Raw genomic sequence first — 25,215 nt, forward strand, 5'->3', positions numbered from 1 at the left:
TTCCCGAACTCAGAAGTGAAACCACGTTGCGCCAATGGTAGTGTGGCATTCGCCATGTGAGAGTAGGGCATCGCCAGCTCATTATTCCTAAGGGGATCAGTTCAATACTGATCCCCTTTTTTATTTAGGAACCGTGCCGAAAGCAAACAGCCAGGATTCCTTTGCTGTGCAGTGCAGCAGCGCAAGTGGACATCGCCCTTGTCTTGCGTGGTAGCCTACTCACAACTCATCAAGAAACCCGCATCAGTAAACTGATGCGGGTTTCTTGATTAAAACTTTAAAGCCTTTAACAACCCGCTAAAGCTGGTTGGCGGCAACCAGAACAGGTAACTCCTCAACCAGATAGTCGATAAATACCCGTACCGCCGGTAATAATCCCCGACGTGACGGATATACCGCGTGAAAGGTTCCCTGTGCCAGCTTCCAGTCAGGTAATACAACTTCCAGTTTGCCTGATTTAACCTGTGGGGCACACATGGTTTCTGGCAAGAGGGCAATGCCCATGCCCTGTTCTGTAAAACAGGTTAGCATTCCAAAATTTGAGCCCATGACAGTAGGCTGAATTTTAATTCGTTTTACTTGAGCATTATGGTCTTCCAGGACCCAGAACTGGTTTACTTCGTCTTCACTCATGCTCAACGTGGTATGTTCAGTTAATTGATCTGGATGTTTAGGACGGCCATGCTGGTTCAAATAGTTGGGTGAGGCAATCAGACGATGATTAATTTGCCCAAAACGCCGGATAATGAATGAGGCATCTTCATCCAACTGGTTTCTGACCCGTAAGGCAACATCAATCCCTTCATTAATGATGTCAACCCGACGGTTGCTGATGATTAACTGAACTTTGATATCTGGGTAACGCTTTAAAAAATTTGGCAGAATTTGTACCATTTCCTGCTCTGCAATACTTACTGGTACGCTAACGCGGACTACACCGCGAGGTTCAGCGCGCAGGTGATTAACCACATCTTCGGCAGCTTGCGCTTCCATGAGCATGGCTTGCGCGTGACGATATACACTCATACCAACATCAGTCACGGCAAATTGCCTGCTGGTCCGCTGAATCAGACGGACACCTAAATCCTGTTCCAGTTGCTGCACGCGGCGGCTCAGTTTGGATTTTGGAATATCGGTTGCACGTTCTGTGGCGCTAAAGCCATTATGGTTTACTACCAGTGCAAACCAGTAATAGTCATTAAGATCAGCCATTCTGTTGTTCTTTAACCAAAAATATCATTATTGAAATTAGTGTAGCGTGAATTAGCAAAGGTTTAAAAAGACTGCATGAATTATTTTTGGTTATACACGTAAAAATGAATAAAAAAGCCAGCATACGCTGGCTTAGATGAATATAGATCTATTTAGGCATGACGCTGCATAAAGTCACGCAATTCAATAATAGATTGTTCAGCCATACTCACCCAGGGACTAAACATCTGAAACACATGCCACATGCCGGGATAGATGTTGAGTTCAATATCATTACCGGCAGCATCGGCCAGTGCCTTAAAGCGATTGGCATCATCCAGCAGGATTTCCTTGCTACCCACTTGTACCAGGGTGGGTGGCAAACCCGACAGGTCGGCAAATAAAGGAGAAACCAGCGGATGATCGAGCGGATAGTCGCCTACATAATACTGGCTGCCCTGTGCCAGCAACTCCCGGTTAAGCATGGCATCCAGTTTTTTGTTGAGTTGCATGGATTCACCGCTTAAGGTTAAGTCCAGAAATGGCGACATCAAGATCATGGCAGAAGGTAAAATGATTTTGGCCTCACGTAAGGCAATTACCGTTGCCAGTGCCAGATTACCACCACAGGAATCACCAGAAATGATGATGTCCTTGGCATCATGGCCTGCCTGAATAAGAGCCATGTAGGCATCCTTAATGGCATTAACCGCTGTTGGATAAATATGCTCAGGTGATAATGGATAATCCAGTACATATACGGTAGCGCCAGTTTGTGCCGCAATCTGGCTGGCAAGGGCACGGTGAGTGTCAAGGCCGCCCAGAAAAAACACACCGCCATGGATATGCAAAACCACTTTCTTGGACAAGCCGTTGGTATATAGCACATGCTGTTCTGCATTACAGTTACCCAGTTTAACGGCGGTGATATCAATCTCGGGACGGACAGGAAAACTTTTACTGGCAAGCGCCATACTCTGGCGCAATACAGGCACTGGCAGGTGATATTGACTTGGAATCTTGCAGGTTAATTTTAAGATTTTTTCAATAGCATAACGTTTAAGGTGTTCGGGTAAAGCCATGTCATACTCCACAAGGCAAATCTGGCAGATAAAATGAGAAAAATATGAAGAAATACTTTACATTGAAAAACTGGATAGTCACATAATCATATTGAAGCAAATTATAAACCGATTATTATAAAGGGCGATTTACATACTAAAAGGATGTTGAGATGCGTCGTTTTGTTTTGATGTCACTGATGATGGCAGTAAGCGCGGCAGGCTTTGCTGCTGATCAACTCAATGGTACAACTTGGAAAACAATTGACGATAAGACCGGCAAGCCGCGTGCTATTGTCAAGTTTACCGAGCAAAATGGTTCACTGGCTGGGACAGTGCAAAACGTGGTAGACAAAGATGCAGCCAGAGTGTGTGCCAATTGTACTGGCAGCCTGAAAAATAAGCCTATTGTTGGTATGACCATTGTACATGGCTTAAAGCCTGTTAGTGGCGTGAGAAACAGCTACGATTATGGTAGCATTCTTGATCCAAAAACTGGCAAAACCTATAAGCTTAAAGGCACTTTGTCTGATGACGGTAAGGTACTTAACCTGCGCGGCTATTTAGGCGTGTCCCTGCTGGGCCGTAACCAGACATGGCAGCGTGTGGAATAATTATCCCGCTATAAAAGTTGTAAAAAGAACCGCTATTCCTGTTTAGGTGTAGCGGTTTTTTTATGGATAAACCTTAAATATTAAACCTAAGAGATTGTCCCGGCATGGCCTTGCTGGCTGCTGCGCCACTGGTGCGGGGTTTGACCCGTCCATTGCTTGAAGGCACGCTGGAAGGCACTTTGCTCAGAGTAGGCCAGTAACAGGGCAATATCAATCAGGCTGAGTTTGGAATCCAGCAGATATTGCTTGGCCAGCGTTTCACGCACCTGCGCCAGCCGCTGTTGAAAGCTGTAGTTGCGCTTCACCAGTTGCCGTTGCAGTCCGCGTGCCGATAGGCTCATACGCTGTGCAATGTCATCAATACAGATGCTGCCCTGCTGCACGGCCTGTGTCATGTACAGTTGCAATTGCTGGTCAAAATCATCATGTTCAGGCAATTCATGCAATAGGGCTGCGGCATGATTTTCCAGCAGTTTTTGCAGGGTCTGGTCGGCGCGGTTAACCGGAGCTGCCAGTAAGGTAATGGGAAAACCAATCCGCGTGCGTGCGGCGTTAAAAGATACCGGGCAGCCAAAATACTGCTCATAGATCCTTGTGTGGGCAGGCTGCGGATTGACAAATTCCACATGGCTAAGGGTCAGCGCTAATGGCTGAATCAGTTGTTCAGCAATATTTTTAAACAGGGCAATGGCAGTTTCGTCCACCAGCTGCCCCGGTTTGCCAGCATTAATTCCCCAACTGATTTCTACCAGATTGTCCTTGATGTTAATTTGCAGGTCATTGCAATCATAGGCCAAACGGTGATAGCGCTCAAAACGTTGCAGGGCTTCACCCAGATTCTGACACGATAAGCCCAGATAACCCATGATCCCAATATGAGCCGGTTCAATCAGGCGGGCAATTTGAAGACCTAACGCTGGTTGCTGGTAGTGTTCATTGACCTGATGCAGGAGATGCTGCCAGACATTAAACGGAATGCGCTGGGCATCCTGATAGGCCAGACACTCTGCCGGTACAGCTAAGCCTTGTTGCAGGCAAAAGTGTTGTACCAGCTTGGCCAGACCGCCATTGACCGATTCCTGATTAAATCCAAATGCCATGCCGGTTATCCTTTTGCCAAAATCCTTGCCAAAGCGTCATAACTATTGATGTGTCGTGTTTTGTCAATAAACAAGAGGTTGTCGTCAAGATTTAGCCGAAAAATCGCGGCAAAATCAAGAAAAATTAGACAGGATAAACATGCAATGATTCGAGGATTTATTGCCGGTGTGATGATTTCCAACGCCTTTGAATGGGTGGCACACAAATATATTTTGCATGGGGTACACCGTAAGGGTAAGGCGCGTTTTAGCCCGAGTCCAGCCAGCATGAATAGCCACTGGGCACATCATCGTTTTGTACGCAAGCAACAGTTTGGCGATGACGGCTATGTGGAAGGCCTGAAAAATGACCGCACCCGGCTGGAACTATTGTCGCTGGTGATTGTGGCCAGTACTACCAGCGCCATGGCGTATCCGTTTTCAAAGGGTATGGCGTTGTCATTCTGGTATTGTGCCGGCAAGTATTTTTATGTGCATCGCCGCGCGCATCTGGAGCCGGACTGGGCTAAAAAACGGATTCCGTGGCATTATGACCACCACATGAATAGCAATCAGGATGCCAACTGGTGTGTTACCCGGCCCTGGTTTGATTACGTAATGGGCACTCGCGTGGCCTCTACCCATGAACTGATGGAATCCAACCTGCTGGGAATGAATTTGCCTGCGTTTATTGAACAGCCATTGAATGCCTGGGCACGCAGGAACTTGCCCAAGGTATTTGCGCGCTTGGAGCAAAACCTGACCCTAGAGCAAAAAGCCCAGCAACAGTTACAGCCAGAGATGGTTAGCGATGAAACTGCCTCGCAAGCAGCCTGATAGGCCACGGGCAGCAAAAAAATCATACCAGTAGTCTGATTTGGCAAAAGCCGGATGCAAATCCTGTTGAAAAATCGACTATTGATACGGTTTTAACATAGTGCAGACGGCAACTTTTGGTTAAAATTTGCATATTCAAATTTAAGTCGATAAGAGCCTGCGCGTATGACTGCTGCAACCCCTCGTAAAACGCCTCATGTACTGGTGATTCTGGATGGCATTGGCCACCGTGAAGAAGTCAAGGACAATGCCTATCTTGCAGCCAATACGCCCAATCTGGATGCCATCAAGGCCCGGCATCCGCATGGGCTGATTTCCGGTTCGGGTGAGGACGTGGGTTTGCCGGAAGGCCAGTTTGGTAATAGCGAAGTCGGCCACATGAATCTGGGCGCCGGGCGCGTGCTGTATCAGGATTCTACCAAGATCACCAAGGAAATCCGTGAAGGCCAGTTTTTTGAGCATGCGGTTCTGATTGATGCGGTTGAAAAAGCCAAAGCAACAGGGGGCAGCCTGCACATACTGGGCTTGCTGTCCGATGGCGGTGTACATGCCCATATTGACCATATTGTGGCCATGAGCCAGCTGGCAGCGCGACGCGGGGTCAATGTACTGGTACATGCCTTTCTGGATGGCCGGGATACGCCGCCCAAAAGTGCTGAAAAATATATTGCGGATTTTGAACATAAAGTGGCTACAGAAAACGGCACCAATGCTGGTCAGATTAGAATTGCCAGCCTGATTGGCCGTTATTTTGCCATGGATCGTGATGAGCGCTGGGATCGGGTGGAACAGGCCTATCGTTTGCTCACTGAAGGCGTGACGGCGCGTCATGCTACTGATGCTCAGGATGGACTGGCACAGGCTTATGCCCAGAATGAAACCGATGAGTTTGTCAAAGCCACTACCGTTGGCGAGCCAGCTATCATCAAGGATGGTGACAGTATTGTGTTCATGAATTTCCGGGCTGACCGTGCGCGTGAAATTACCCGTGCTTTTGTGGAGGATGATTTTGCTGGTTTTAACCGCGTGAAGCGGCCACAGCTTGCCAGCTTTGTCATGTTGACCCGTTATGCCAAGACCATTCCTGCGGCTGTTGCCTACTTGCCGGAAGACCTGAAAAATTCACTGGGTGAATATCTGGCCAGCATTGGCAAAACCCAGTTACGCATTGCCGAAACTGAAAAATATGCGCATGTGACGTTTTTCTTTAGTGGTGGTCGTGAAGAGCCGTTTGACGGGGAAAAGCGTATCCTGATTAAATCGCCAGATGTGGCCACCTATGACCTCAAGCCAGAAATGAGTGCCTTTGAAGTCACGGATGAACTGGTAAACGCCATTAATTCCGGTGAGTTTGATGTACTGGTGGTGAACTATGCCAATGGCGACATGGTTGGCCATACCGGGGTGTTTGGCGCAGCGGTGAGTGCGGTGGAAGCGCTGGACCAGTGCATTGGCCGTGTGTATGACGCGGTAATGGCGCAGGGCGGCCATATGTTGATTACTGCTGATCATGGCAACGTTGAGCAAATGATGGATTATGACAGCGGGCAGGTGCATACCCAGCATACCACTGAATACGTGCCGCTGATTTACGTTGGCCCAACCAGCGCTAGCATTGAAGCTGGTGGCGTCTTGGCAGATGTGGCACCGACCTTGCTGAACCTAATGCAGGTTCCAGTACCCAGTGACATGAGTGGACGTAATCTGCTGACATTGCAGCCAGCAGCTCAGGCAGCGGTTTAACATGAAAAAAACCCGGCTGTCCAGTATCGTGCTGCTGACATACAGTGTGCTTGCTGCTAATACACTGCTGCATGCAGCGCCTGCTTCTGGTATCACACCGGCAACAACGGTAAACAGTGATGATGCGGAAATGGAGCAGTCGGGTGACTTTGATCAACTCGACGGAATAAGGGATGAGGCGCAGGCCGGTTCAGCCAGTGCGCCCACCTATGATGATGTGCCGGTTGATGCCATCCGGCGTTTTGTCAGTATTTATGAAAAAGTCAAAGCCAACTATGTTGAACCGGTTGATGACAACGAGCTGTTTGAAAATGCCCTGCATGGCCTGTTGTCCAAACTAGACCCGTATTCGGATTATCTGGATGCCAAAACCTACGAGGCTTTACTGGATTTTACCGAAGGAGAAGTGGCACAAACCGGCCTGACCGTGCGTCCGCTCACGGGAGCTGATGCCAACTGGCAAATTGATCAGGTGGATGCAGGTTCGCCTGCAGCACGTGCGGGTTTGCAGGAAGGCATGTTGCTATACCGCATTGATGGTAAAAGTACCCGTAACCTGAGCCAGCATGATATTGACCAGTTATTACGTGGCGCGGTGGGAACCACGGTTGAGCTAAGTGTGGCCGAATCTGGCAAGCACAGTCGCAATGTGCGGGTCATTCGGGCTACGCCGGAAGACAATGCTGTAAAAGTAATCGAAGAACCCAATGGTATCTTGGTACTTAAAGTGAGTGCCTTTCAGAGCCAGACCGCTAGCCAGATTAATCAGGCAATTGAAACCTATCAGAAAAAGATACCCCTTAAGGCTGTGCTGCTGGATTTACGTGATAATCCAGGCGGCTTGCTGTCTGCGGCTGTGGAAGTGGCCGACCTGTTTTTAAATCAGGGCTTAATTGTTTATACCAAGGGACGTGGCGAGCCCGAGCAGCGTTATCAGGCCGTACCGCCAGCACGCTATGCGCAGTTACCTATAGGCATATTGGTCAACCATTATTCTGCATCAGCAGCGGAAGTATTGGCCGGCGCCTTTCAGGATCACCAGCGTGCCATTGTGATTGGTGAAACCAGTTATGGCAAAGGCTCGGTACAAAAGCTGTGGCCCATTGCAGATGGCTATGCCATTAAGCTAACTGTTGCACGCTATTACACGCCCAAGGGGCGGCTGATCGAAGGCAAGGGGATTCAGCCTGATATTTTAATCAAAGACCAGCTCATCACGAACGACGTCGACAATACACTAAATAGCAGTGTGGAATTGCTGCGAAAGCATTACCAGTTGCCCTGATTGGGGTTTTCATGCGGGCTAAATGAGTGCGTGATTCAACCTGACAATGAACTTTCTTTTATGACTGAAATAAAAAACCAGCATTCGCTGGTTTTTACTTTTTATCAGGAAGCAGATAAGAACTAGATGTTGCAAGGTGTAGCCGCTTTACTTATCTGTTCTACTCGAAGCACAGCTTCTCGTCTTGCAAGCAGGTAAATGAGACATGTATGTCGCAAGGCGTAGCGGCTTTACTTATCTGCCCACTTCAGGCAGAGCCTTCCGTCTTGCGAACAGACGAAGCAGTGCTTCGTTTATCTGTTCTCATCCTCGTCATCGTTGTCGCTATCCAGCCCGAATTTTTTAAGCCGGTAGCGCAGTGAGCGAAAGGTCATGCCCAGTTTTTTGGCAGCAACCGTGCGATTCCAGTAGGAACTTTCCAGTGCCTGCAAAATCAGTTGTTTTTCGATGTCTTCCAGATAGGTTTCCAGTCCTTCACTGGGCAGGCCTTTGCTGTCCAGTTTGTTCTCCGGACGATTTGACGGCACCGCATCCGTTAGACAAGGGGGTTCTGCAACCAGTTGCTGGGTGGATAAAACTGGCGGCTGGCTACCACCAAAACCGGGCAATTGCAGTGAATCCGGCTGGATTTCCTGCCCATCACTTAAGGTCAGCGCCCGCTCCAGCACATTATGCAATTCACGCACATTGCCTGGAAAGCTATATTGCATCAATGCCTGCTGCGCGGCCCTGGATAATACCGGCTGGGCAATACCCCATTCCTGACAGATTTTTTCAATAAAATTAGTGGCCAGTAGCAAAATATCTGAACCGCGCTCACGCAGTGGCGGCATATTTACTTCAATCACATGAATGCGATAGTACAAATCCTGCCGGAACATACCTTGCTGTACCAGCTGCTGCAGATTTTTATGCGTTGCACTGAGCAGGCGGATATCTACGCTGATTTCCTGCTGGGTGCCAATGGGGCGAATCTTTTTTTCCTGAATGGCACGCAGCAGCTTAACCTGCATGGACAGCGGCAGATCGGCCACTTCATCAAGAAATAATGTACCGCCCTGTGCAGACTGAAACAGGCCAACCTTGTCTTCAGTGGCGCCGGTAAAGCTGCCTTTTTTATGGCCAAAAAATTCACTTTCCATCAGTTCGCTGGGAATGGCACCACAGTTCACTGGAATAAACGGGCCATTGTTGCGCGGCCCCAGCAGATGAATGAGCCGTGCGGCCACTTCCTTACCCGTACCGGATTCACCACTGATATATACCGGGGCCTGTGAGCGTGCCAGTTTGTGCAGGGTGGCTTTAAGCTGCTGCATTACGGGTGATTTACCCAGTAGTTTCTGGTCTTCAATGCCCTGAGTAACCAGTTGTTCCTGCGTATTGACTTTAAGTGCCTGCTCAATCAGGCTTTTGAGCCGGGGCATTTCAATGGGTTTACTGACAAAGTCAAAGGCACCTGCTTTTAGCGCATCAATGGCAATATCCATACTGCCATAGGCAGTGATTACGGCCACTGGAAGCTGCGGATAATGCTGGCTGATGGTTTGTACCAGTTGCAGGCCACTACCGTCCGGCAGGTTCAGGTCGGTCAGGCAAACGTCAAACTTGGTCTTTTTCAGCAGTTGATGCGCCTGTTGCAGGCTGTCTGCCACATAGCAGTCGATATTCATGCGCTTGAGCGTCATGCGCATCAAAACGCGTAAATCTTCTTCGTCATCAACAATAAGAGCCAGTGGGCGGTTCACGTGCATGATCCTTCATGACAGGGGTAAATACGAACCAAGCCTAACATGACTTGGTGGGGGAGCGAAACACAATCCGGAAGCAGGCGCCACGGGTTTGTGGCACATATAATAACTGAGCATCATTGGCCTCACAAAATGCTTTTGACAAATACAGGCCAAGACCAGTGCCATTGGGTTCGGTGGTAAAAAATGGTTCAAACAGGGTCTTAATGGCGCTGGCGCTCAGGCCGGGGCCAGAATCCATTACATCCAGCACCACATGCTGCTGCTCATTGTGGCTGGCCAGCAATCGGATAACAGGCTGGTCATGCAGTTTCTTGCTGTGATGTACAGCGTTTTGCAGCAGATTAACCAGAATATGTTGCAGTTGTAGGGGATCAAACCAGACACTTAAACAGTCCTGCACCTGAATCTGGATATACGGTGCAAGCTGCGCCACATTGTCATTAATCATGTCCTTAATCCAGCCATTTAACTGGATTTTTTGTGGACTTACCGGCTTGCGGCGTGACATTTGCAGAATGTTTTCAATAATCAGGTCCAGCCTGCGGGTCTGGCGCTGAATCATGGCCAGCAATTCCTGATTGGTTTCATCCAGTTTACTGTCGGCCATTAGCTCGCTGGCCTGGCTAATGGCTGCCAGCGGATTGCGGATTTCATGCGCAATACTGGCAGTGAGCTGGCCAAGAGATGCCAGCTTAAGCTGCTGTACCTGCTGATTAAGGCGTTGCAGGCTTTGCATGATCACCAGAAAATGACTGCTTTTGTCATCATGGTTAAGGCGGGTCAGCTGAATATTCAGATCCTGATGCTTGCCCTGCGGCTTTAATAAAAATTCATAATGCTGCTGATCCAGCGCCTGCTGGATATATTCTGCCAGTTGCGAGTTTATCCGGCCCAGTGGCTGGTTTATCATGTCGGTAATGGGCAGGCTTAAGGAAAATGCCAGCTGCTGTGCAGCCTTGTTAATCAGCAAAATATTGTGATGTTCATCCAGCACCAGCAGGCCGGTTTCAATTTGTTCCACGATTTGCTGGTTAATGGCCTGTAGCTGGTTAATTTCACGTGAGCGTTCCTGCGCCAGTCGTTCAACCAGCCGCAAGCGCTGGGTAATCAACTGGCCAAATAGCGAAATACCAATAAAACTGGATGCCAGCAGAGCCGCCCCACTAATGCCACGAATATCCGCATCCTGTGCCAGACTATAAAAAAACTGCTGGTAAATCACGGTAATGGCCGCAAACAAGGCAATTGCTAGCGCACGCAAAGCTGGTAGCAGGATATTGGCAGCCATCACCACCACCATATACAGCATGGACATTTGCAGGCTGGGGCCGCCATTGGCATAAAGCATTAGGGTAAGTGCACAAACATCCACCACTAACATGAAGCTAATCTGGTTATCAAGCTGATAGGGCCAGTGCCGTAACGACACATAGGACATCAGGGTCACAAAGGCATAGCCTGCCAGCGCATTTAAATATAAATACGGTGCGCTGCCCCCCACGACCGGATTGTTCAGGGTCATTAAAAACAGCGCAATCAGGAAAAATGACAGGGCCAGCCGGTAACCGGAGTAAATCAGCACCAGCCGATATAAAACATTGGAATCATAAGGCTGCTGAACCGCAGAAAACAGGCGCTTTATTTTAAACATTGACCTCTTCCCTGAGGAAATGAATGAACACAACGAGGGATGTGCTTTATTATGGCATGTTTTGTTTAAAAACGCTGAGTCTACAAGGCGTTGAGCCAATAAACTTTAAAGAAACTAAGGCTTAATCAGGCCATAGCGAATGGCCAGATGGGTTAGCTTGACATCGCTATCCACATTCAATTTTTCAAAAATCCGGTAGCGGTAGGTATTCACAGTTTTAACGCTAACAAATAGCCGGTCAGCAATTTCCTGCGCACTGATGCAATTGACCACCATCATAGCCACCTGCATTTCCCGTTCAGACAGTAAATCAAAGGGGGATTGCTGCTGTTCGGACAGATAGCTGCTGGCAATTTGTTCGGCAATATCAGCACTAAAATACTTGCCGCCCTGCATCACTTTCTTGACGGCCCGTACCATTTCAGACAATGGCGCGCCTTTGGTAATGTAACCCTTGGCGCCAGCTTTTAATACTAAGGAGGGATAGGGTTCTTCGGCCAGCCCACTCACCGCCAGAACCTTGATGGTGGGTACACTCTGAATAAGGCGACGGGTGGTTTCAACCCCGCCAATACCGGGCATGTTCACATCAAGCAACACCACATCCGGATTTTCACGCCGTGCCATATCAATGGCCATTTCCCCGGACTCGGCTTGACCGATGACTTCAATATCCACGGTATCGGCCAGCATCCGGCAAATGCCGGTACGGACGAGCTCGTGATCATCTACCACCAGAACTTTAATCAAACTGTGCCCTCCTTTACAAAACTGCAAAGTTTTTTGTTAATAGCAGCGAAAAGCGCTTGCCAAGTAGATGGGAATTTCGCCATTCTTATATTCTAGCTCGAATTTTATGTCATTGCATGGTCATTGGGTAGTCGTTACTCACACATGACCTGTTTGGCATTGTTGCAGGAAGCGTATTTTATGGCCAAATCAAAACACATTATTGCAAAGCAGCCAAAGTGGCGTTTAACTGGCTTGGCGTATCTGTCGCTGGCCGCAGGTATCATGGGTATGTCCGGTATGGGGCAGGCCGCAGTCTACGAATCTACTCAGGTTACAGCGGCACAGGGCAGTGGGCAACTGTCATGGTCTGCAGATGAAGCCAGCCGGTTGATGCATGAAGACCGTGACAGCAGCGAAGTTGCTGTAGACGTGCGCCAGTTGCCAGGCCGTTCCGGTAATCTATCAACAGTGGTGGAGCGGGTTAAAGAGCCGGTTCGTCAACTGGGTACACAAATTGTTAACAGGCTGCAAGGCCAGCCTGAAGTCAGCGCGGCAGCGGCACTGGTACTGGATGCCCAGACTGGTGAGGTGCTATACAGCAAAAATATGGACAAGGCATTGCCGATTGCCTCGATTTCCAAGCTCATGACCGCTGTGGTGACTGCAGATGCCCGATTGGATATGGCGCAGCGCATTGTCTTGCAGCCCGAAGATTTTAATGGCCCAAAACGGGCCAGCTCGACGTTGCGTGTTGGCGATGAAATGAACCGCGCAGAAGTGTTGCTACTGGCGCTGATGAAGTCGGAAAACCCGGCAGCAGCAGCACTAGCCCGGACTTATCCGGGGGGTCGAGCTGCCTTTATGGCCGCCATGAACAAAAAGGCGCGTGATCTGGGGATGACCTCAACCTGGTTTGGCGACCCAACCGGCCTGGATGCGCGCAATGTGGCGTCTGCCAAGGATCTGGGTACTCTGGTGCGTACTGCCTATCAATATGGCTTAATCCGCCAGTTTACCACCACGCCACATTATGATTTCAACCTGCCGACCCGGGTGTTGCGTTCCAACAACACCAATGCACTGGTGCGTGAAGGCAACTGGAATATTGGCTTGTCCAAAACCGGTTATATTAATGAAGCAGGACGCTGTGTGGTCATGCAGGCCAATATCAACCAGCGTCCTACTGTTGTGGTATTACTGGGTGCCAGCAGCAGTGCCGGTCGCACCAATGATGCCAACCGTATTTTTACCTGGCTTAGTGGTGCACTAAATCGCTATAACTAACGAGTGCTAGACAATGGGCTTTAAACCCAGCTTTTTTACACTAAAAACTATCAACAAAAAACCCTGAATAATTTCAGGGTTTTTTTAGGGGCTTAAACAGGCTTTATATTGTTATGACCTGCTTATTCCATATTGGACAGGATGCCAGCTTTAACCTGTTCCAGTGTGGCATCAATACCCAACATGACGGCATCAGAGCATTGCTGAATCGCAGTATCCGGGTCTTTTAAACCATTGCCTGTGAGGGTACAGACAATCACTGAACCCTCAGGAATTTTGCCAGCCTTAATGTCACGCATGGCACCCCCCAGTGAAGCGGCCGAAGCAGGTTCACAGAAAATGCCTTCATACATGGCCAGCATACGCTGGGCTTCCAGAATTTCCTGATCCTGTAGCTCATCAAACCAGCCGCCGGATTCTTTCATCACAGCATGCGCATGTTTCCAGCTTTGTGGATTGCCAATACGAATCGCAGTAGCCAGTGTTTCGGGATCAGCAACCGGGCCACCACGCAGAAATGGTGCAGAACCAGCTGCCTGATAGCCCACCATTTTTGGACGAGCCTGTGCTGCTGCCAGACCGGTAAAGGCGTCAGTGGATGGATCATATACGGCGCGATTGGTGGCATAGTGCAGCGGATCAACCGCATGTTCGGTATAGCCCATCCAGTGTGCGGTAATGTTACCTGCGTTACCTACTGGCAGACAGTGGAAATCCGGTGCACGGCCCAGGGCTTCAACCACTTCAAACGCGGCAGTTTTCTGACCCTGTAAACGATACGGGTTGATGGAGTTCACAATGGTGACTGGTGCCTGATCAGCCACTTCTTTGACCAGTTGCATGCCTGCATCAAAGTTGCCACGGATTTGCAGGGTAATGGCGCCATACATCATGGCTTGTGCCATTTTACCCATGGCAATCTTGCCTTCGGGAATCAGTACAAATGCCTTGATACCAGCACGGGCTGCATAAGCGGCAGCAGCGGCAGAGGTATTGCCGGTAGAAGCACAAATAATGGCCTTGCTGCCTTCTTCAACTGCTTTGGTCACGGCCATGGTCATGCCACGGTCTTTAAATGATCCGGTTGGATTCAGGCCTTCATATTTGACATAAATTTCAACATCCTTGCCAATTAAGCCTGGAATGTTTTCCAGTTTGATCAACGGCGTATTGCCTTCACCCAAAGAAATGGCACGGGTGCTGGCAGATACCGGCAGGCGATCACGGTAACGATCAATTAGGCCAGTGTAACGGGTGGCGTTTGACATAGTAGTATTCCAATATTTTAGTCGACCAATAAGGCTGACTACAGGCTGTGGTCGCTGCCAGCATTAGCTGGACAGCCCTTAAAATCAAAAATTTCGGATTAAATCCGGCTTAGCTGTCCAGTGTTTCCAAACGAATGCGCACAACAGGGGCACAAATGGCTGCCAGCTGTTCAATCTGGGCAATGGCGTCATTCATCTTGGCTTCCAGTACAGGCTGGGTCAGCAAAATAACCGGAACGTGGCCCTGATCCTGTGCTGGTTTTTGCAGGATGGCATCAATATTAATACCGGCACGGCTTAAAATACTGGTGACTTCAGCCAGTACCCCCGGATGGTCTTCAGCATCCAGACGCAAGTAATAGGCTGTGGTCATCTGGTCTGCCGCCAGAATCGGCGTATCGGCCAGTGCATCGGGCTGGAATGCCAGATGCGGCACATAGCTGGCACTGTTTTGGGTGCTGATAAAGCGCACCAGATCCAGCACATCAGCCACCACTGCCGAAGCTGTGGGGCCAGCGCCAGCACCGGCACCATAATACAGGGTAGGGCCAACGGCATTGGACTGCACCAGTACGGCGTTCTTCACGCCATTCACATTGGCAATTAGGCGGCTTTCCGGAATCAGGGTTGGATGCACACGCAATTCAATGCCATGTGCCAAACGACGCGCTACACCCAAATGCTTGATGCGATAGCCCAGCTCTTCGGCGTAATTGACATCCTGCGCGGTCAGCTTGCTAATGCCTTCGGTGTAAACTTTTTCAAATTGCAGCGGAATACCAAAGGCTATTGAGGCCAGCAGGGTCAGTTTATGCGCGGCATCAATGCCTTCAACGTCAAAAGTAGGGTCAGCTTCGGCATAGCCCAGTTGTTGTGCTTCCTTCAATACATCTTCAAAGGCACGGCCCTTGTCACGCATTTCAGTCAGGATGAAATTGCCAGTACCGTTGATAATGCCAGCCAGCCATTCAATTTTATTGGCTGCCAGACCTTCGCGCATTACCTTGATAATAGGAATACCACCGGCAACTGCCGCTTCAAAGGCAATTTGGACGTTATGCTGTTCGGCTTCCCTGAACAGTTCATTGCCATGTTCAGCCAGGAGTGCCTTGTTGGCGGTGACCACATGCTTGCCATGACGGATGGCTTCAAGCACCACATCATGGGCCTGAGATGTCCCGCCAATCACTTCAATGACAATGTCAACATTATCCTGTCGTACAATCGACAGCAGGTCGTCGCTTTGCGCAATGCCATCTAGGTTTAAATCAGGGCGTGGGCGACGTGTACCCACATGGGTAATTTGAATATCACGACCGGTACGACGCGCAATTTCTGCTGCGTTTTCTTGTAATAGTTTTAAGGCGCCACCACCTACGGTGCCTAGGCCTAAAATCGCCAGTCGGACTGGTTTCACCGTCACACTCCAAACAACTAAAAATAAAGGCACAAATCATAGCCAAAAACCGCTGGTTTCACCAGTCAAAAATTGGGATTTGCAGGCTGGTTCATCAGGGAATTTCTAAATTCGGGCTAAAAAAACAGGCCACTGTGGGCCTGCTATTGTTTTGCATTTGACACATAAGCCGGATTACAGGCCCAGACGTTTTGCCAGTTCATCCGCTGTCAGGTAACCACCCAGATATTTACCATCCACACTATAAATGGCTGGGGTGCCATTCACACCAATTTGCTGACCCAGACTGTGATGTTCCATCACCGGATTTTTACATTGTGGGGCATTCACTGGCAGGCCCTTAATGGCGGTATTAAAGGCCGCGGCACGATCTTCACTGCACCAGATGGCAACCATGGCTGGTACAAACTGCTCGGCACGCGGCCAGGCCAGATAGCGCACTTCAATACCCTTGGCATTAATGTTGGCCATTTCTTCATGCAGCTTGTGGCAGTAAGGGCAACTGGCATCGGTAAATACATACACCACAGCCCGGGTGTTGCCGCTGGGCTTATAGGTAATGGTGTCTTGCTGCTTCACACTGGCCAGTAAGGCTTTGGTATCGCCAGACTGTAGTTCTTCACTGATGTTATGCACGTTGTTTTTGTCCAGACGCACCACATCGCCCTGAAAAATATATTTGCCATCAGCAGTGGCATAAACCGATGGCAGGCCATCTAAACTCACCCAGTACATATTGGGCAGTTCGGTGCGGCGTACATTGGTAACTTTGGCATTAATCCCGGCAGCTTTCAGGCTTTTGCTTAAGGTGTCCTTAAAGCGGTTGTTGGCATTGCGCTCGGTAATGTCCAGGGCTTCACCAGCAGCTGGCGTGGTGGCGGTCATGGAATTATCAGGGGCTGAACTGGTGTCAGCATTGGAGCAGCCAGACAGGCTAAAACCCAGTATCACCGCCGCCATTGACGTGAGGACAAACCGCATAATGAATCCTTAAACTAATTGGTATAAATACATTGTAAATTGCGATGTAATTAGCCTCTCTGAGGCTAAAGCAAGCTCATACAAAGAGGCACAGCATAACAAAAAACCATTTTTTGCGCTTGATTTTGCAGCAGCACTGGCCGGATTTTTCTGTGAGCAAATATGCCAATACGGCTGCTGAGGGCTTAACCACGTGGATGATGCTGGTGATGCAGTTCCTGTAAGCGGGCGCGTGCCACATGGGTATAAATCTGTGTGGTGGAGAGGTCACTATGTCCCAGCAACATTTGCACCGCACGCAAGTCGGCGCCATGATTCAGCAAATGGGTGGCAAAGGCATGGCGCAGGGTATGCGGTGACAATTCAGTTTGAATATTGGCGTGTAGCGCATAGCGCTTGATGCTATGCCAGAAGTTTTGCCGCGTCATCAAGCCACCGCGCGAGCTTAAAAACACCCCGTCATGCTGCTGCGCCGACAGGGCAGAACGGCCATGCTGGATATATTTTTCCAGCCATTCCACCGCAATATCACCCAGTGGCACCAATCTTTCCTTGTTACCCTTGCCTTTAACCCGTAAAAAACCGGCACGCAGGTTGAGGGCATCCAGCGGCAGGCCAATCAGCTCGGTCACGCGTAGCCCACAGGCATACAGCACTTCCAGCATGGCACGGTCACGCAGGCCAATCGGGGTATTAATATCCGGTGCATCCAGCAGGGCTTCAACATCAGCCTGACTTAAATCCTTGGGCAAGGGACGGCCCTGCTGCGGGTTTTTTTGTTCCTGCGTGGGGTTGTCTTCACGCAGGCCCAGTTCACGCTGATGCTTAAAAAACTGGCGCAATGCCGATAACGCCCGTGAAATGGAACGCGGGCTTTTTTGCTGCTGATGTAAAAACAGCAGATATTCACTCACCTGCTGCTTGCTCCATGCTGGCAGCGCCGTATCAATAAAGTCTTGTGCCTGGCACAAATCAGACAGGTAAGCATTGCGCGTATGTGGGCTAACCGCCTGGCCAATCAGGTATTCACGAAACTGCTGTAGCCACGGCGCATGTTCTGGCAGCTTAACCGGCGTTGGCAGGCGAGGTGCCTTGGCCACACTTTTGCGTGGCGCGGCCTTGCGGGCAGCAGGCCGGACTAAGGCAGTGGTGGATGAAGCAGGCATGGTGAGCACACTAAAAACGACAGATGGCTTACTATAATCTTTCTGGCAATCAGTACGCCATACGTGATCATTGGCTAAGTTGGCTGTTGCATGATTTGGAAATTGCCAATCATACTGGCCGTCTGAGCAATAGTAATAAAGACAGCTTCAATCCTAAAAACCTATTAAACAAAACTTAAAAAAGCCGCTGGCATCCGCCGATTTTGTAAACAAAGTCATTTTTTTCGTAGGATTTAAAGGTGTAAGCGATTACACTTAACGATTAGTAATTATTCTCATTTTGAGAGTGGCGCTATTTTGCTGTTGCTGCCGCAAATTCAAATTATTGCAGGGCAGCCAATAGCCCAGATCATGCTTGGGATCACTGGCGCTTTGAATTACTGATGTTTTGAAAATCTAACTTTTGGAAGATCATGGTGCGACTTTCCCAGCTTAAACGGCATCAACAGGCAATTATTACTGCCGTGACCAGCGCCGTAACGCCTGCCACGACAACCACGATGCGGGATTCAGTATTACAGGATTCCGCATCGCCTCCTCATGCTGATCCCATTGGTCGACGCCTGCAAACACTGGGCTTTATTCCCGGAGAACAAGTGACCGTACTGGCGTTGGGCTTGTTTGGTGGTGATCCGGTACTGGTACAGATTGGGTTTACCCGCTTTGCGTTGCGCCGGAGCGAAGCAGACCGGATTCAGGTTGAGGTTAAGGCATGAGCGCAGTTGAAACTATGTCATCCATAAATAATATTGCACTGGTGGGCAATCCCAACTGCGGCAAAACCTCACTGTTTAACCATTTAACTGGCGCGCGGCAAAAAGTGGCCAATTATGCCGGGGTTACCGTTGAGCGCAAGGAAGGCTTTTTAAAGTTACCTTCGGGGCGGCAGGTGCGGATTCTGGATTTGCCGGGCGCTTATAGTCTGGATGCCACCAGTCCCGATGAGGCCATTACCCGCGCGGTGTGCCTGGGCGAGCTGGCCAGTGAAAAAGTGCCTGACCTGCTGGTGTGTGTGGTGGATGCCACTAACTTGCGCCTGCATCTGGGTTTTGCGCTGGAAATCCGCCAGTTAGGTCGGCCTATGCTGCTGGTGCTAAACATGATGGATGAAGCCAAACGGCGTGGTATCCAGATTGATCGCCAAAAGCTGGCACAGGAAATGGGTGTGCCTGTGGTAGAAACCGTGGCTGTGAAGTCCAGCGGTATCAACGACCTGCTGCAAACCTTGGAACAGGCTGACTTTAAGCCCACGACCCCAGTCAAGCAACTGGATCGTCATACCGAAGTGAACCGGATTCTAACAAGTGCCGTGATCATTCCGGATTTCCGGGATCGCCGTACCGAAATGCTGGATCGGCTGTTTTTGCATCCGGTGCTGGGTTTGCTGTCGCTGGCCATTTTAATGTTTGTGGTGTTTCAGGCGGTATTTGCCTGGGCTGCGCCATTTATGGATGGTATTGAAGCCGGGTTTGGCTGGCTGTCTGAAGTGGCCGGGCCTTACATCAGCAATGATCTGCTGCGCAGTCTGGTGGTGGATGGCATTATTGCGGGTGCAGGCGGTGTGGTGGTGTTTTTGCCACAAATTCTGATTTTGTTCTTTTTTATTCTGGTGCTGGAAGAAACCGGCTACCTGCCACGTGCGGCCTTTTTGCTGGACAAGCTGATGTTTAAGGCAGGCTTGAGTGGCCGGGCTTTCATTCCGCTGCTGTCCAGTTTCGCCTGTGCCATTCCCGGCATCATGGCCACCCGGACCATCAATGACCCGCGTGACCGACTCACCACCATCATGGTGGCGCCCTTAATGACCTGTTCGGCGCGCTTGCCAGTGTATGCACTGCTGATTGGCGCATTTATTCCGTCTACGCAGGTATGGGGCTTGTTTAACCTGCAGGGGTTGGTGCTGTTTGGGTTGTACTTTGCCGGAATTGTCAGTGCGCTACTGGTGTCTTATGTGATCAAGCTCTTGCGCCGTGACAAGAGCGAACATGCGCTCATTATGGAATTGCCCACCTATCGCATTCCGGATTTTCGCAATGTGCTGCTGGGTGTATACGAACGTGGCGCTATTTTCCTCAAGCGGGTGGGCGGCATTATTTTTGCCCTGACCGTCATTTTATGGTTTTTGTGTACTTTTCCGCAGCCGCCGGTTGATGCCACCATGCCTGCTATTGATTACAGTCTGGCAGGCCGTTTGGGGCATTTGATTCAGCCAATTTTTGCGCCACTGGGCTTTACCTGGGAAATCTGTATTGCCCTGATTCCCGCCATGGCTGCGCGTGAAGTGGTGGTGGCTGCACTGGGCACGGTCTATGCCATGTCCGGTGATGAAGACGCCATTGCACAGGGTCTGGGTCAGTACATTACCGGCGAGCATGGCTGGGGTCTGGCCACAGGTTTGGCCTTGCTGGTGTGGTTCATTTTTGCGCCACAATGTTTGGCCACACTGGCAACGGTGAAGCGTGAAACCGGATCATGGCGCTATGTGGCGATTATGACCACCTATCTGTTTGGATTGGCCTATCTGGCCTCATTGGTGACGTATCAGGTGGCCCACTATTACTGGGGCTAGTAGGGTATTTGGTTTGAAAGTGTTTAAGCTGATTCCCGTTTGGTAATCAGGTTGAGCATCGGGTAAAAGTGTTTCAAATGCCCACTTAAACTGTAGCAAGCATGGAGTAAATCATGGCTGATGTCACACAAGGTTTGATGCAAAATCTGGTGCAATATCTGATTATTGCCGGGCTACTGCTGTGGAGCTGCTATGTGGTGCTACGGCGTTTTATGCCCAAAACCAGCTTTAAATGGCAGCAGGCAATGGCACTATGGCTTGCCAGTAAACGTTTTGTCCGGTTAAGTGGCTGGCTGATGCCAAAAGCAGCGCAAAGCGGTTGTTCTGCCGGTTGTTCAGACTGTAGCGTCGATAGTTCAGCTGCGAATAATTCAAAGACGAATAGTTCAAAGACTGCGTGCGAAACAGAAATGCCTGAACTAAATGATGTAAAAGAGCAGCCAGTGCAGTGGCGTTAAACCTGATTTTCTGGATTGGGAAAAGTAATTTTTACCCTTAAGAACTTAATATTTGAATAATTTTAAAAAATCAGCTTATGATTTTTTAATCAACTGAGCCATACATGGACAATTCCAATAATACGCTGCGACACCGTAACGCCCGAATTGATGTGTTACGCGGGATTTCTATTCTGCTCGTGTTACTGCACCATTTTAATATTCCCTACAAATTGCATGATACTTGGCTGTCCGTTGATATTGCCGGGCAAAGCCTGATCACCGCCATTGCCCGTAATGGCAATTATGGCGTCACGATGTTTTTTGTGATTTCCGGGTTTTTAATTACCTCGCATAGCCTTGGCCGCTGGCATTCTTTAAATCATTTAAATATCCGCACATTTTACTGGTCACGCATTGCGCGGATTTTACCCTGCCTGTTATTGCTGCTGTTGATGGTAAATAGTTTAGGCATGCTGGGGCTAAAGCCATTTAATAATCAGGCACCGAATGGGATTGAAGTGTCTACTGCCATGACTAATCTGGCTGCACTTACCTTGTGGATGAATCAGCTGATTATTCAATATGGCTGGGTCAATTATGCCTTGGGCGTGCTGTGGTCTTTATCGGTTGAGGAAGTGTTTTATCTGGCCTTTCCCTTAGTCTGTTTAGGTTTAAAAACATCGCGGCAGTTTGCATTGTTTTTAGGCTTTTTTGTGCTGGCAGCGCCCGTATATCGCTGGTTGCATTTTGGCGAAGACAGCGAAGCTTACCTCTACGGCTATCTGGCCAGTTTTGATGGCATTGCCATTGGTTGCGCAACTGCCTTACTGGCAAACCGGATTAATCTGGCTTTTTTCCAGCGCCGGATGGTGCAGGGACTGACTCTTGTTGGCATGACGCTGTTTTATTTATATGCGCCCATTAAAGAAACCAATACGCTGGGAGTTACCCTGATGGCCTGCGGTACGGCCATTTTAATTCTGGGCAGCTTGCAAAATAAGCATCAGGACAATAAATTCAGCACGCAAACCCAAATAGCAAAACAGGGCGTGTTAAAACGAACCCTTTGTATACTAGGACGCTATAGCTATGAGCTTTACCTGTTTCATTTAATTATTTTAGGTCTCATCAAGGTCGTAGCTCCACCGGCGACAGTGGAAGGTAATGAAAAGCTGCTATTGCTGCTGGTGTTTTTGACCGGAACTTTCATGCTGGCTTTTACCATTGGCCGGTTTTATTCCATTCCCTTAAATGGCTGGATCAGGCAAAAGGCAAAAACCAGTCAGTAAAAATAGCTGACGGTGAAGGTATTTTCGATGCCCTGCAACATAAAAAATCTTTGCTGTTTTACGGTTTAAACCCCCGCAAAGCCTGCCGGGAATGATACCATTTTCCACTTTCATAGATTTGGCATACAAGAGGGTAGAACATGCTGATTCAGCGCGGTGGGCTACGGGTCGTGGCAGGTTTGGGCAAAACAGGCGTATCGGTTGTCCGGCACCTGATTGGGCTTGGCTATCCGGTGGCAGTGACAGACACCCGCATGGAGCCGCCAGGACTGGCAGATGTGCCTTCCGGGGTGGAATGTTCGCTGGGCGGGCTGGATGCTGACCTGCTGAACAAGGCTGAAGAAATTATTTTAAGTCCGGGCCTTGATCCTAAACTGCCAGAGTTGCTGGAAGCGCAACAGCATGGGGCTAAAATTATTGGCGATATCCAGTTGTTACGCCGCGCCACCGATGTGCCGATTGTGGCCATTACGGGTTCCAATGCCAAAAGTACGGTGACCACACTGGTCGGTGAAATGGCCAAACAGGCGGGCAAGCGTGTGGCGGTGGGTGGCAATCTGGGCACGCCAGCACTGGATTTGTTAAATGATGACCCTGAATTGATTGTACTGGAGCTGTCCAGTTTTCAGTTAGAAACTACGTCCAACCTGTCGGCAGCCGTTGCTGTGATCCTGAACATGAGCGAAGACCATCTGGATCGTCACGGCGACATGCTGGGTTATCATCAGGCCAAACACCGGATTTTCCAGAATTGCCAGAAATTTGTATTTAACCGTGATGATGGTTTAACCCGTCCGCTGGTGCCTGACCAGATTGGCAGTATCAGCTTTGGCCTCAATGCCCCTGACATGAACCAGTATGGCGTGTTGCGTGATGGAGATGGAACCGCCTGGCTGGCACGTGGCCGATTCCGTTTGATGAATGCTGCGGATATGCCGATACAGGGCAATCACAATATTGCCAATGCACTGGCTGCACTGGCGCTGGGTGAATCCATCGGCTTAGAGCTGGAAAGCATGCTGCAAACCTTAAAAACTTTTAAGGGCTTGCCGCACCGCTGTGAGTTTGTGGCGCAAAGCAGTAATAATGTGCGGTTTTACAATGACTCTAAAGGCACTAATGTAGGCGCTACCCTGGCAGCCATTGAAGGGCTTGGCGCACCGCTGGCTGCCCAGCAGCACAAGTTACTGGTGATTTTGGGTGGTGAGGGCAAGGGACAGGATTTCAAACCCTTGGCTGCCGCATTGGGCCGTTATGCACGGGCTGCCATTTTAATGGGCGAAGATGCTGCGCACATTGAACAGGCCATTGCTGCCCAGGTGCAGGTGATTCATGTCACCAGTTTGCAACAGGCGGTAGAAACTGCTGATAGTCTGGCACAGCCGGGTGATGTGGTATTGCTGTCACCGGCCTGCGCCAGTTTTGACATGTTTTTAAATTATCAGGATCGGGGCGAGCAGTTCATTCAGTGCGTCAAGACATTAGTGAATAGCGCCAAATAAGTCGCCATTGTTACAGGATTGAACCATGAAACTTGCCTTACGCCAGTGGTGGCAAAACAACAAGTTTACTTTTACAACACCCGCGTTAATGGATGAAATCACCGCCAAACGCCTATTGGTGTTTACCGTGATCAGCCTGCTGTGTCTGGGTACAGTGATGATTACTTCGGCGTCCATGCCGTATGGCGATTACATTAACGACCAGCCACTGTATTTTATTAAACGCCACATGATTTATCTGGTGCTGGGTGCGATTGCACTCACCACTACCTTTTTCGTGCCACTGCGTTACTGGTTTAAAAACACCATTTTACTGTGGCTGATGGCGCTGGGCTTGCTGACTGTGGTGCTGATGCTGCCGGAGGTGAACGGTTCCAAACGCTGGATTACCTTGCCCGGCTTTACCTTTCAGCCCTCGGAATTTGCCAAGTTTGTCATGGTGCTGTTTATTGCCGATTACGTGGTGCGGCGTTCCGATGAAATCCGCTTTAGTCTCAAAGGCTTGTTGCGCCTGCTGATTCCCATGGGAAGCGTGCTGCTGCTGATTATGCTGGAACCGGATCTTGGTGCGTCGGTGGTAATTGTTGGCAGCATGATGGCAGTGTTCTTTCTGGCTGGTGCCCCGCCCAAGCAGTTTGGCGCCATGCTGCTGACGGCAGTGGGTGCCGTGGCAGTTGCCATTCTGGCTTCACCGTGGCGGGTAAAGCGCCTGCTGTCGTTTACCAATCCTTGGGCTGATGAACAGGGCGATGGCTACCAGCTCAAGCAAAGTTTAATTGCTTTTGGTCGTGGTGAGTGGACAGGTACGGGCCTAGGACATAGCGTACAAAAGCTGTCTTATTTGCCGGAAGCACATACCGATTTTATGTTGGCGATTGTAGGCGAAGAGTTGGGTTTTGTGGGCATTTCGATTTTGTTTACCCTGTCATTTTTAATGGTGGCTGCCTGCATGCGCATTGGTTATCTGGCGCTGAAAAACAATCACCTGCGTGCAGGCTATCTGGCTTACGGTATTTCGGTGATTTTTGTGATCCAGATTTGCGTAAATGGCGGCATGAACATGGGACTGATGCCCACCAAGGGCCTGACCCTGCCATTTATCAGTTATGGCGGTACGGCGCTGGTGGTATCGCTGATGATGATTGGTGTAATTTTGCGCATTGAACGGGAAACCAGTGAAACCGCAACGGTTCGTGAGCGTTAATTGAGTTAGCAGTAATCATGATAAAAGGCGGCAATTGCTGCCTTTTATTTTTTAAGGTGATGATTGAGGGCTAAAAGATCGAAAGGTAAAATTATGGATTTAATGATTAATACGATAGATAAATCAAAAAATAAGGATATAACAGGATTAT

General features: G+C 49.5%; 21 protein-coding genes. 11 read left to right on the plus strand and 10 right to left on the minus strand.

Annotated features, from left to right (window positions below; all coding sequences use genetic code 11):
• Positions 1–297 precede the first annotated feature (297 nt).
• On the minus strand, positions 298–1,212 hold the full coding sequence (locus tag E2B99_RS05685; protein ID WP_134243990.1) for a LysR substrate-binding domain-containing protein: 915 nt from the start codon (positions 1,210–1,212) through the stop codon (positions 298–300).
• A gap of 152 nt (positions 1,213–1,364) precedes the next feature.
• Positions 1,365–2,273 carry an alpha/beta hydrolase gene (locus tag E2B99_RS05690; protein WP_134243991.1) on the minus strand — a complete coding sequence of 303 codons (909 nt, stop codon included), beginning with the start codon at positions 2,271–2,273 and terminating at the stop codon, positions 1,365–1,367.
• A gap of 152 nt (positions 2,274–2,425) precedes the next feature.
• Between E2B99_RS05690 and E2B99_RS05695 the strand changes: the two genes are divergently transcribed.
• Positions 2,426–2,866 carry a DUF2147 domain-containing protein gene (locus E2B99_RS05695; RefSeq protein ID WP_134243992.1) on the plus strand — a complete coding sequence of 147 codons (441 nt, stop codon included), beginning with the start codon at positions 2,426–2,428 and terminating at the stop codon, positions 2,864–2,866.
• Positions 2,867–2,952: 86 nt separating this feature from the next.
• Here the strand turns inward: E2B99_RS05695 and E2B99_RS05700 are convergent, their stop codons facing one another.
• Complete coding sequence (locus tag E2B99_RS05700) at positions 2,953–3,966, minus strand: AraC family transcriptional regulator (RefSeq protein ID WP_134243993.1); 1,014 nt, start codon at positions 3,964–3,966, stop codon at positions 2,953–2,955.
• A 144-nt stretch (positions 3,967–4,110) separates the two neighbouring features.
• On the opposite strand from E2B99_RS05700, the gene E2B99_RS05705 reads away from it, so the two are divergent.
• From E2B99_RS05705 to E2B99_RS05715, 3 genes are all read left to right on the plus strand, one after another.
• The gene (locus E2B99_RS05705) at positions 4,111–4,782 is read left to right on the plus strand and encodes a hypothetical protein (protein WP_134243994.1); all 672 of its coding nucleotides are present in this window, start codon (positions 4,111–4,113) and stop codon (positions 4,780–4,782) included.
• 165 nt (positions 4,783–4,947) lie between these two features.
• Entirely contained in the window at positions 4,948–6,525 is a 1,578-nt protein-coding gene (gpmI, locus tag E2B99_RS05710) for a 2,3-bisphosphoglycerate-independent phosphoglycerate mutase (protein WP_134243995.1), read from the plus strand.
• 1 nt (position 6,526) lies between these two features.
• Complete coding sequence (locus E2B99_RS05715) at positions 6,527–7,810, plus strand: S41 family peptidase (RefSeq protein WP_134243996.1); 1,284 nt, start codon at positions 6,527–6,529, stop codon at positions 7,808–7,810.
• A 293-nt stretch (positions 7,811–8,103) separates the two neighbouring features.
• On the opposite strand, the gene E2B99_RS05720 is transcribed toward E2B99_RS05715, so the two are convergent.
• The 3 genes from E2B99_RS05720 to gacA all read right to left on the minus strand — a co-directional run bounded on the left by E2B99_RS05720 (position 8,104) and on the right by gacA (position 11,962).
• Positions 8,104–9,561 (minus strand): sigma-54-dependent transcriptional regulator, encoded by a 1,458-nt coding sequence (locus E2B99_RS05720; RefSeq protein WP_134243997.1) that lies wholly within the window; start codon positions 9,559–9,561, stop codon positions 8,104–8,106.
• A gap of 34 nt (positions 9,562–9,595) precedes the next feature.
• Positions 9,596–11,212: a two-component system sensor histidine kinase NtrB gene (locus tag E2B99_RS05725; protein WP_134243998.1), complete on the minus strand. Its 1,617-nt coding sequence runs from the start codon at positions 11,210–11,212 to the stop codon at positions 9,596–9,598.
• Positions 11,213–11,326: 114 nt separating this feature from the next.
• The gene (gacA, locus tag E2B99_RS05730; protein ID WP_134243999.1) at positions 11,327–11,962 is read right to left on the minus strand and encodes a response regulator transcription factor GacA; all 636 of its coding nucleotides are present in this window, start codon (positions 11,960–11,962) and stop codon (positions 11,327–11,329) included.
• Between the two features lie 180 nt (positions 11,963–12,142).
• Between gacA and E2B99_RS05735 the strand changes: the two genes are divergently transcribed.
• Entirely contained in the window at positions 12,143–13,228 is a 1,086-nt protein-coding gene (locus tag E2B99_RS05735) for a serine hydrolase (protein ID WP_430981447.1), read from the plus strand.
• Between the two features lie 122 nt (positions 13,229–13,350).
• Here E2B99_RS05735 and thrC read toward each other — a convergent pair whose 3' ends face one another.
• From thrC to xerD, 4 genes are all read right to left on the minus strand, one after another.
• Positions 13,351–14,496, minus strand: coding sequence for a threonine synthase (gene thrC / locus E2B99_RS05740; RefSeq protein ID WP_134244000.1), 1,146 nt, complete (start codon positions 14,494–14,496; stop codon positions 13,351–13,353).
• Between the two features lie 109 nt (positions 14,497–14,605).
• The gene (locus E2B99_RS05745; protein ID WP_134244001.1) at positions 14,606–15,913 is read right to left on the minus strand and encodes a homoserine dehydrogenase; all 1,308 of its coding nucleotides are present in this window, start codon (positions 15,911–15,913) and stop codon (positions 14,606–14,608) included.
• A gap of 174 nt (positions 15,914–16,087) precedes the next feature.
• Positions 16,088–16,894, minus strand: a complete 807-nt coding sequence (locus E2B99_RS05750; RefSeq protein WP_134244002.1) for a DsbC family protein — start codon at positions 16,892–16,894, stop codon at positions 16,088–16,090.
• 185 nt (positions 16,895–17,079) lie between these two features.
• Complete coding sequence (gene xerD / locus E2B99_RS05755; protein WP_134244003.1) at positions 17,080–18,060, minus strand: site-specific tyrosine recombinase XerD; 981 nt, start codon at positions 18,058–18,060, stop codon at positions 17,080–17,082.
• A 413-nt stretch (positions 18,061–18,473) separates the two neighbouring features.
• Here xerD and E2B99_RS05760 point away from each other — a divergent pair, with 413 nt between their 5' ends.
• The 6 genes from E2B99_RS05760 (at position 18,474) to ftsW (ending at position 25,064) form a co-directional block, all read left to right on the plus strand.
• A complete protein-coding gene (locus E2B99_RS05760; protein ID WP_430981448.1) occupies positions 18,474–18,776 on the plus strand; it encodes a FeoA family protein in 303 nt (100 codons plus the stop codon).
• Between the two features lie 14 nt (positions 18,777–18,790).
• Positions 18,791–20,629, plus strand: coding sequence for a ferrous iron transporter B (gene feoB, locus E2B99_RS05765; protein WP_134244034.1), 1,839 nt, complete (start codon positions 18,791–18,793; stop codon positions 20,627–20,629).
• A 113-nt stretch (positions 20,630–20,742) separates the two neighbouring features.
• Positions 20,743–21,087: a DUF6587 family protein gene (locus tag E2B99_RS05770; RefSeq protein WP_134244004.1), complete on the plus strand. Its 345-nt coding sequence runs from the start codon at positions 20,743–20,745 to the stop codon at positions 21,085–21,087.
• 104 nt (positions 21,088–21,191) lie between these two features.
• The gene (locus tag E2B99_RS05775; RefSeq protein WP_134244005.1) at positions 21,192–22,358 is read left to right on the plus strand and encodes an acyltransferase family protein; all 1,167 of its coding nucleotides are present in this window, start codon (positions 21,192–21,194) and stop codon (positions 22,356–22,358) included.
• A 140-nt stretch (positions 22,359–22,498) separates the two neighbouring features.
• Positions 22,499–23,860 (plus strand): UDP-N-acetylmuramoyl-L-alanine--D-glutamate ligase, encoded by a 1,362-nt coding sequence (gene murD, locus E2B99_RS05780; protein ID WP_134244006.1) that lies wholly within the window; start codon positions 22,499–22,501, stop codon positions 23,858–23,860.
• A gap of 25 nt (positions 23,861–23,885) precedes the next feature.
• Entirely contained in the window at positions 23,886–25,064 is a 1,179-nt protein-coding gene (gene ftsW, locus E2B99_RS05785; RefSeq protein WP_051526801.1) for a putative lipid II flippase FtsW, read from the plus strand.
• Positions 25,065–25,215: the final 151 nt, after the last annotated feature.

The organism is Alkanindiges illinoisensis, assembly GCF_004377485.1.
Lineage (GTDB): Bacteria > Pseudomonadota > Gammaproteobacteria > Pseudomonadales > Moraxellaceae > Alkanindiges > Alkanindiges illinoisensis_A.

Bases quoted from the DNA above. Each gene is read 5' to 3' on its own strand.
- E2B99_RS05775 (WP_134244005.1), top strand. From the start codon at position 21,192: ATGGACAATTCCAATAATACGCTGCGACACCGTAACGCCCGAATTGAT.
- feoB (WP_134244034.1), top strand. From the start codon at position 18,791: ATGTCATCCATAAATAATATTGCACTGGTGGGCAATCCCAACTGCGGC.
- thrC (WP_134244000.1), bottom strand. From the start codon at position 14,496: ATGTCAAACGCCACCCGTTACACTGGCCTAATTGATCGTTACCGTGAT.
- xerD (WP_134244003.1), bottom strand. From the start codon at position 18,060: ATGCCTGCTTCATCCACCACTGCCTTAGTCCGGCCTGCTGCCCGCAAG.
- E2B99_RS05685 (WP_134243990.1), bottom strand. From the start codon at position 1,212: ATGGCTGATCTTAATGACTATTACTGGTTTGCACTGGTAGTAAACCAT.
- E2B99_RS05700 (WP_134243993.1), bottom strand. From the start codon at position 3,966: ATGGCATTTGGATTTAATCAGGAATCGGTCAATGGCGGTCTGGCCAAG.
- E2B99_RS05715 (WP_134243996.1), top strand. From the start codon at position 6,527: ATGAAAAAAACCCGGCTGTCCAGTATCGTGCTGCTGACATACAGTGTG.
- E2B99_RS05750 (WP_134244002.1), bottom strand. From the start codon at position 16,894: ATGCGGTTTGTCCTCACGTCAATGGCGGCGGTGATACTGGGTTTTAGC.
- gpmI (WP_134243995.1), top strand. From the start codon at position 4,948: ATGACTGCTGCAACCCCTCGTAAAACGCCTCATGTACTGGTGATTCTG.
- ftsW (WP_051526801.1), top strand. From the start codon at position 23,886: ATGAAACTTGCCTTACGCCAGTGGTGGCAAAACAACAAGTTTACTTTT.
- E2B99_RS05760 (WP_430981448.1), top strand. From the start codon at position 18,474: ATGGTGCGACTTTCCCAGCTTAAACGGCATCAACAGGCAATTATTACT.
- murD (WP_134244006.1), top strand. From the start codon at position 22,499: ATGCTGATTCAGCGCGGTGGGCTACGGGTCGTGGCAGGTTTGGGCAAA.
- E2B99_RS05695 (WP_134243992.1), top strand. From the start codon at position 2,426: ATGCGTCGTTTTGTTTTGATGTCACTGATGATGGCAGTAAGCGCGGCA.
- E2B99_RS05720 (WP_134243997.1), bottom strand. From the start codon at position 9,561: ATGCACGTGAACCGCCCACTGGCTCTTATTGTTGATGACGAAGAAGAT.
- E2B99_RS05725 (WP_134243998.1), bottom strand. From the start codon at position 11,212: ATGTTTAAAATAAAGCGCCTGTTTTCTGCGGTTCAGCAGCCTTATGAT.
- E2B99_RS05770 (WP_134244004.1), top strand. From the start codon at position 20,743: ATGGCTGATGTCACACAAGGTTTGATGCAAAATCTGGTGCAATATCTG.
- E2B99_RS05735 (WP_430981447.1), top strand. From the start codon at position 12,143: ATGGCCAAATCAAAACACATTATTGCAAAGCAGCCAAAGTGGCGTTTA.
- E2B99_RS05690 (WP_134243991.1), bottom strand. From the start codon at position 2,273: ATGGCTTTACCCGAACACCTTAAACGTTATGCTATTGAAAAAATCTTA.
- E2B99_RS05705 (WP_134243994.1), top strand. From the start codon at position 4,111: ATGATTCGAGGATTTATTGCCGGTGTGATGATTTCCAACGCCTTTGAA.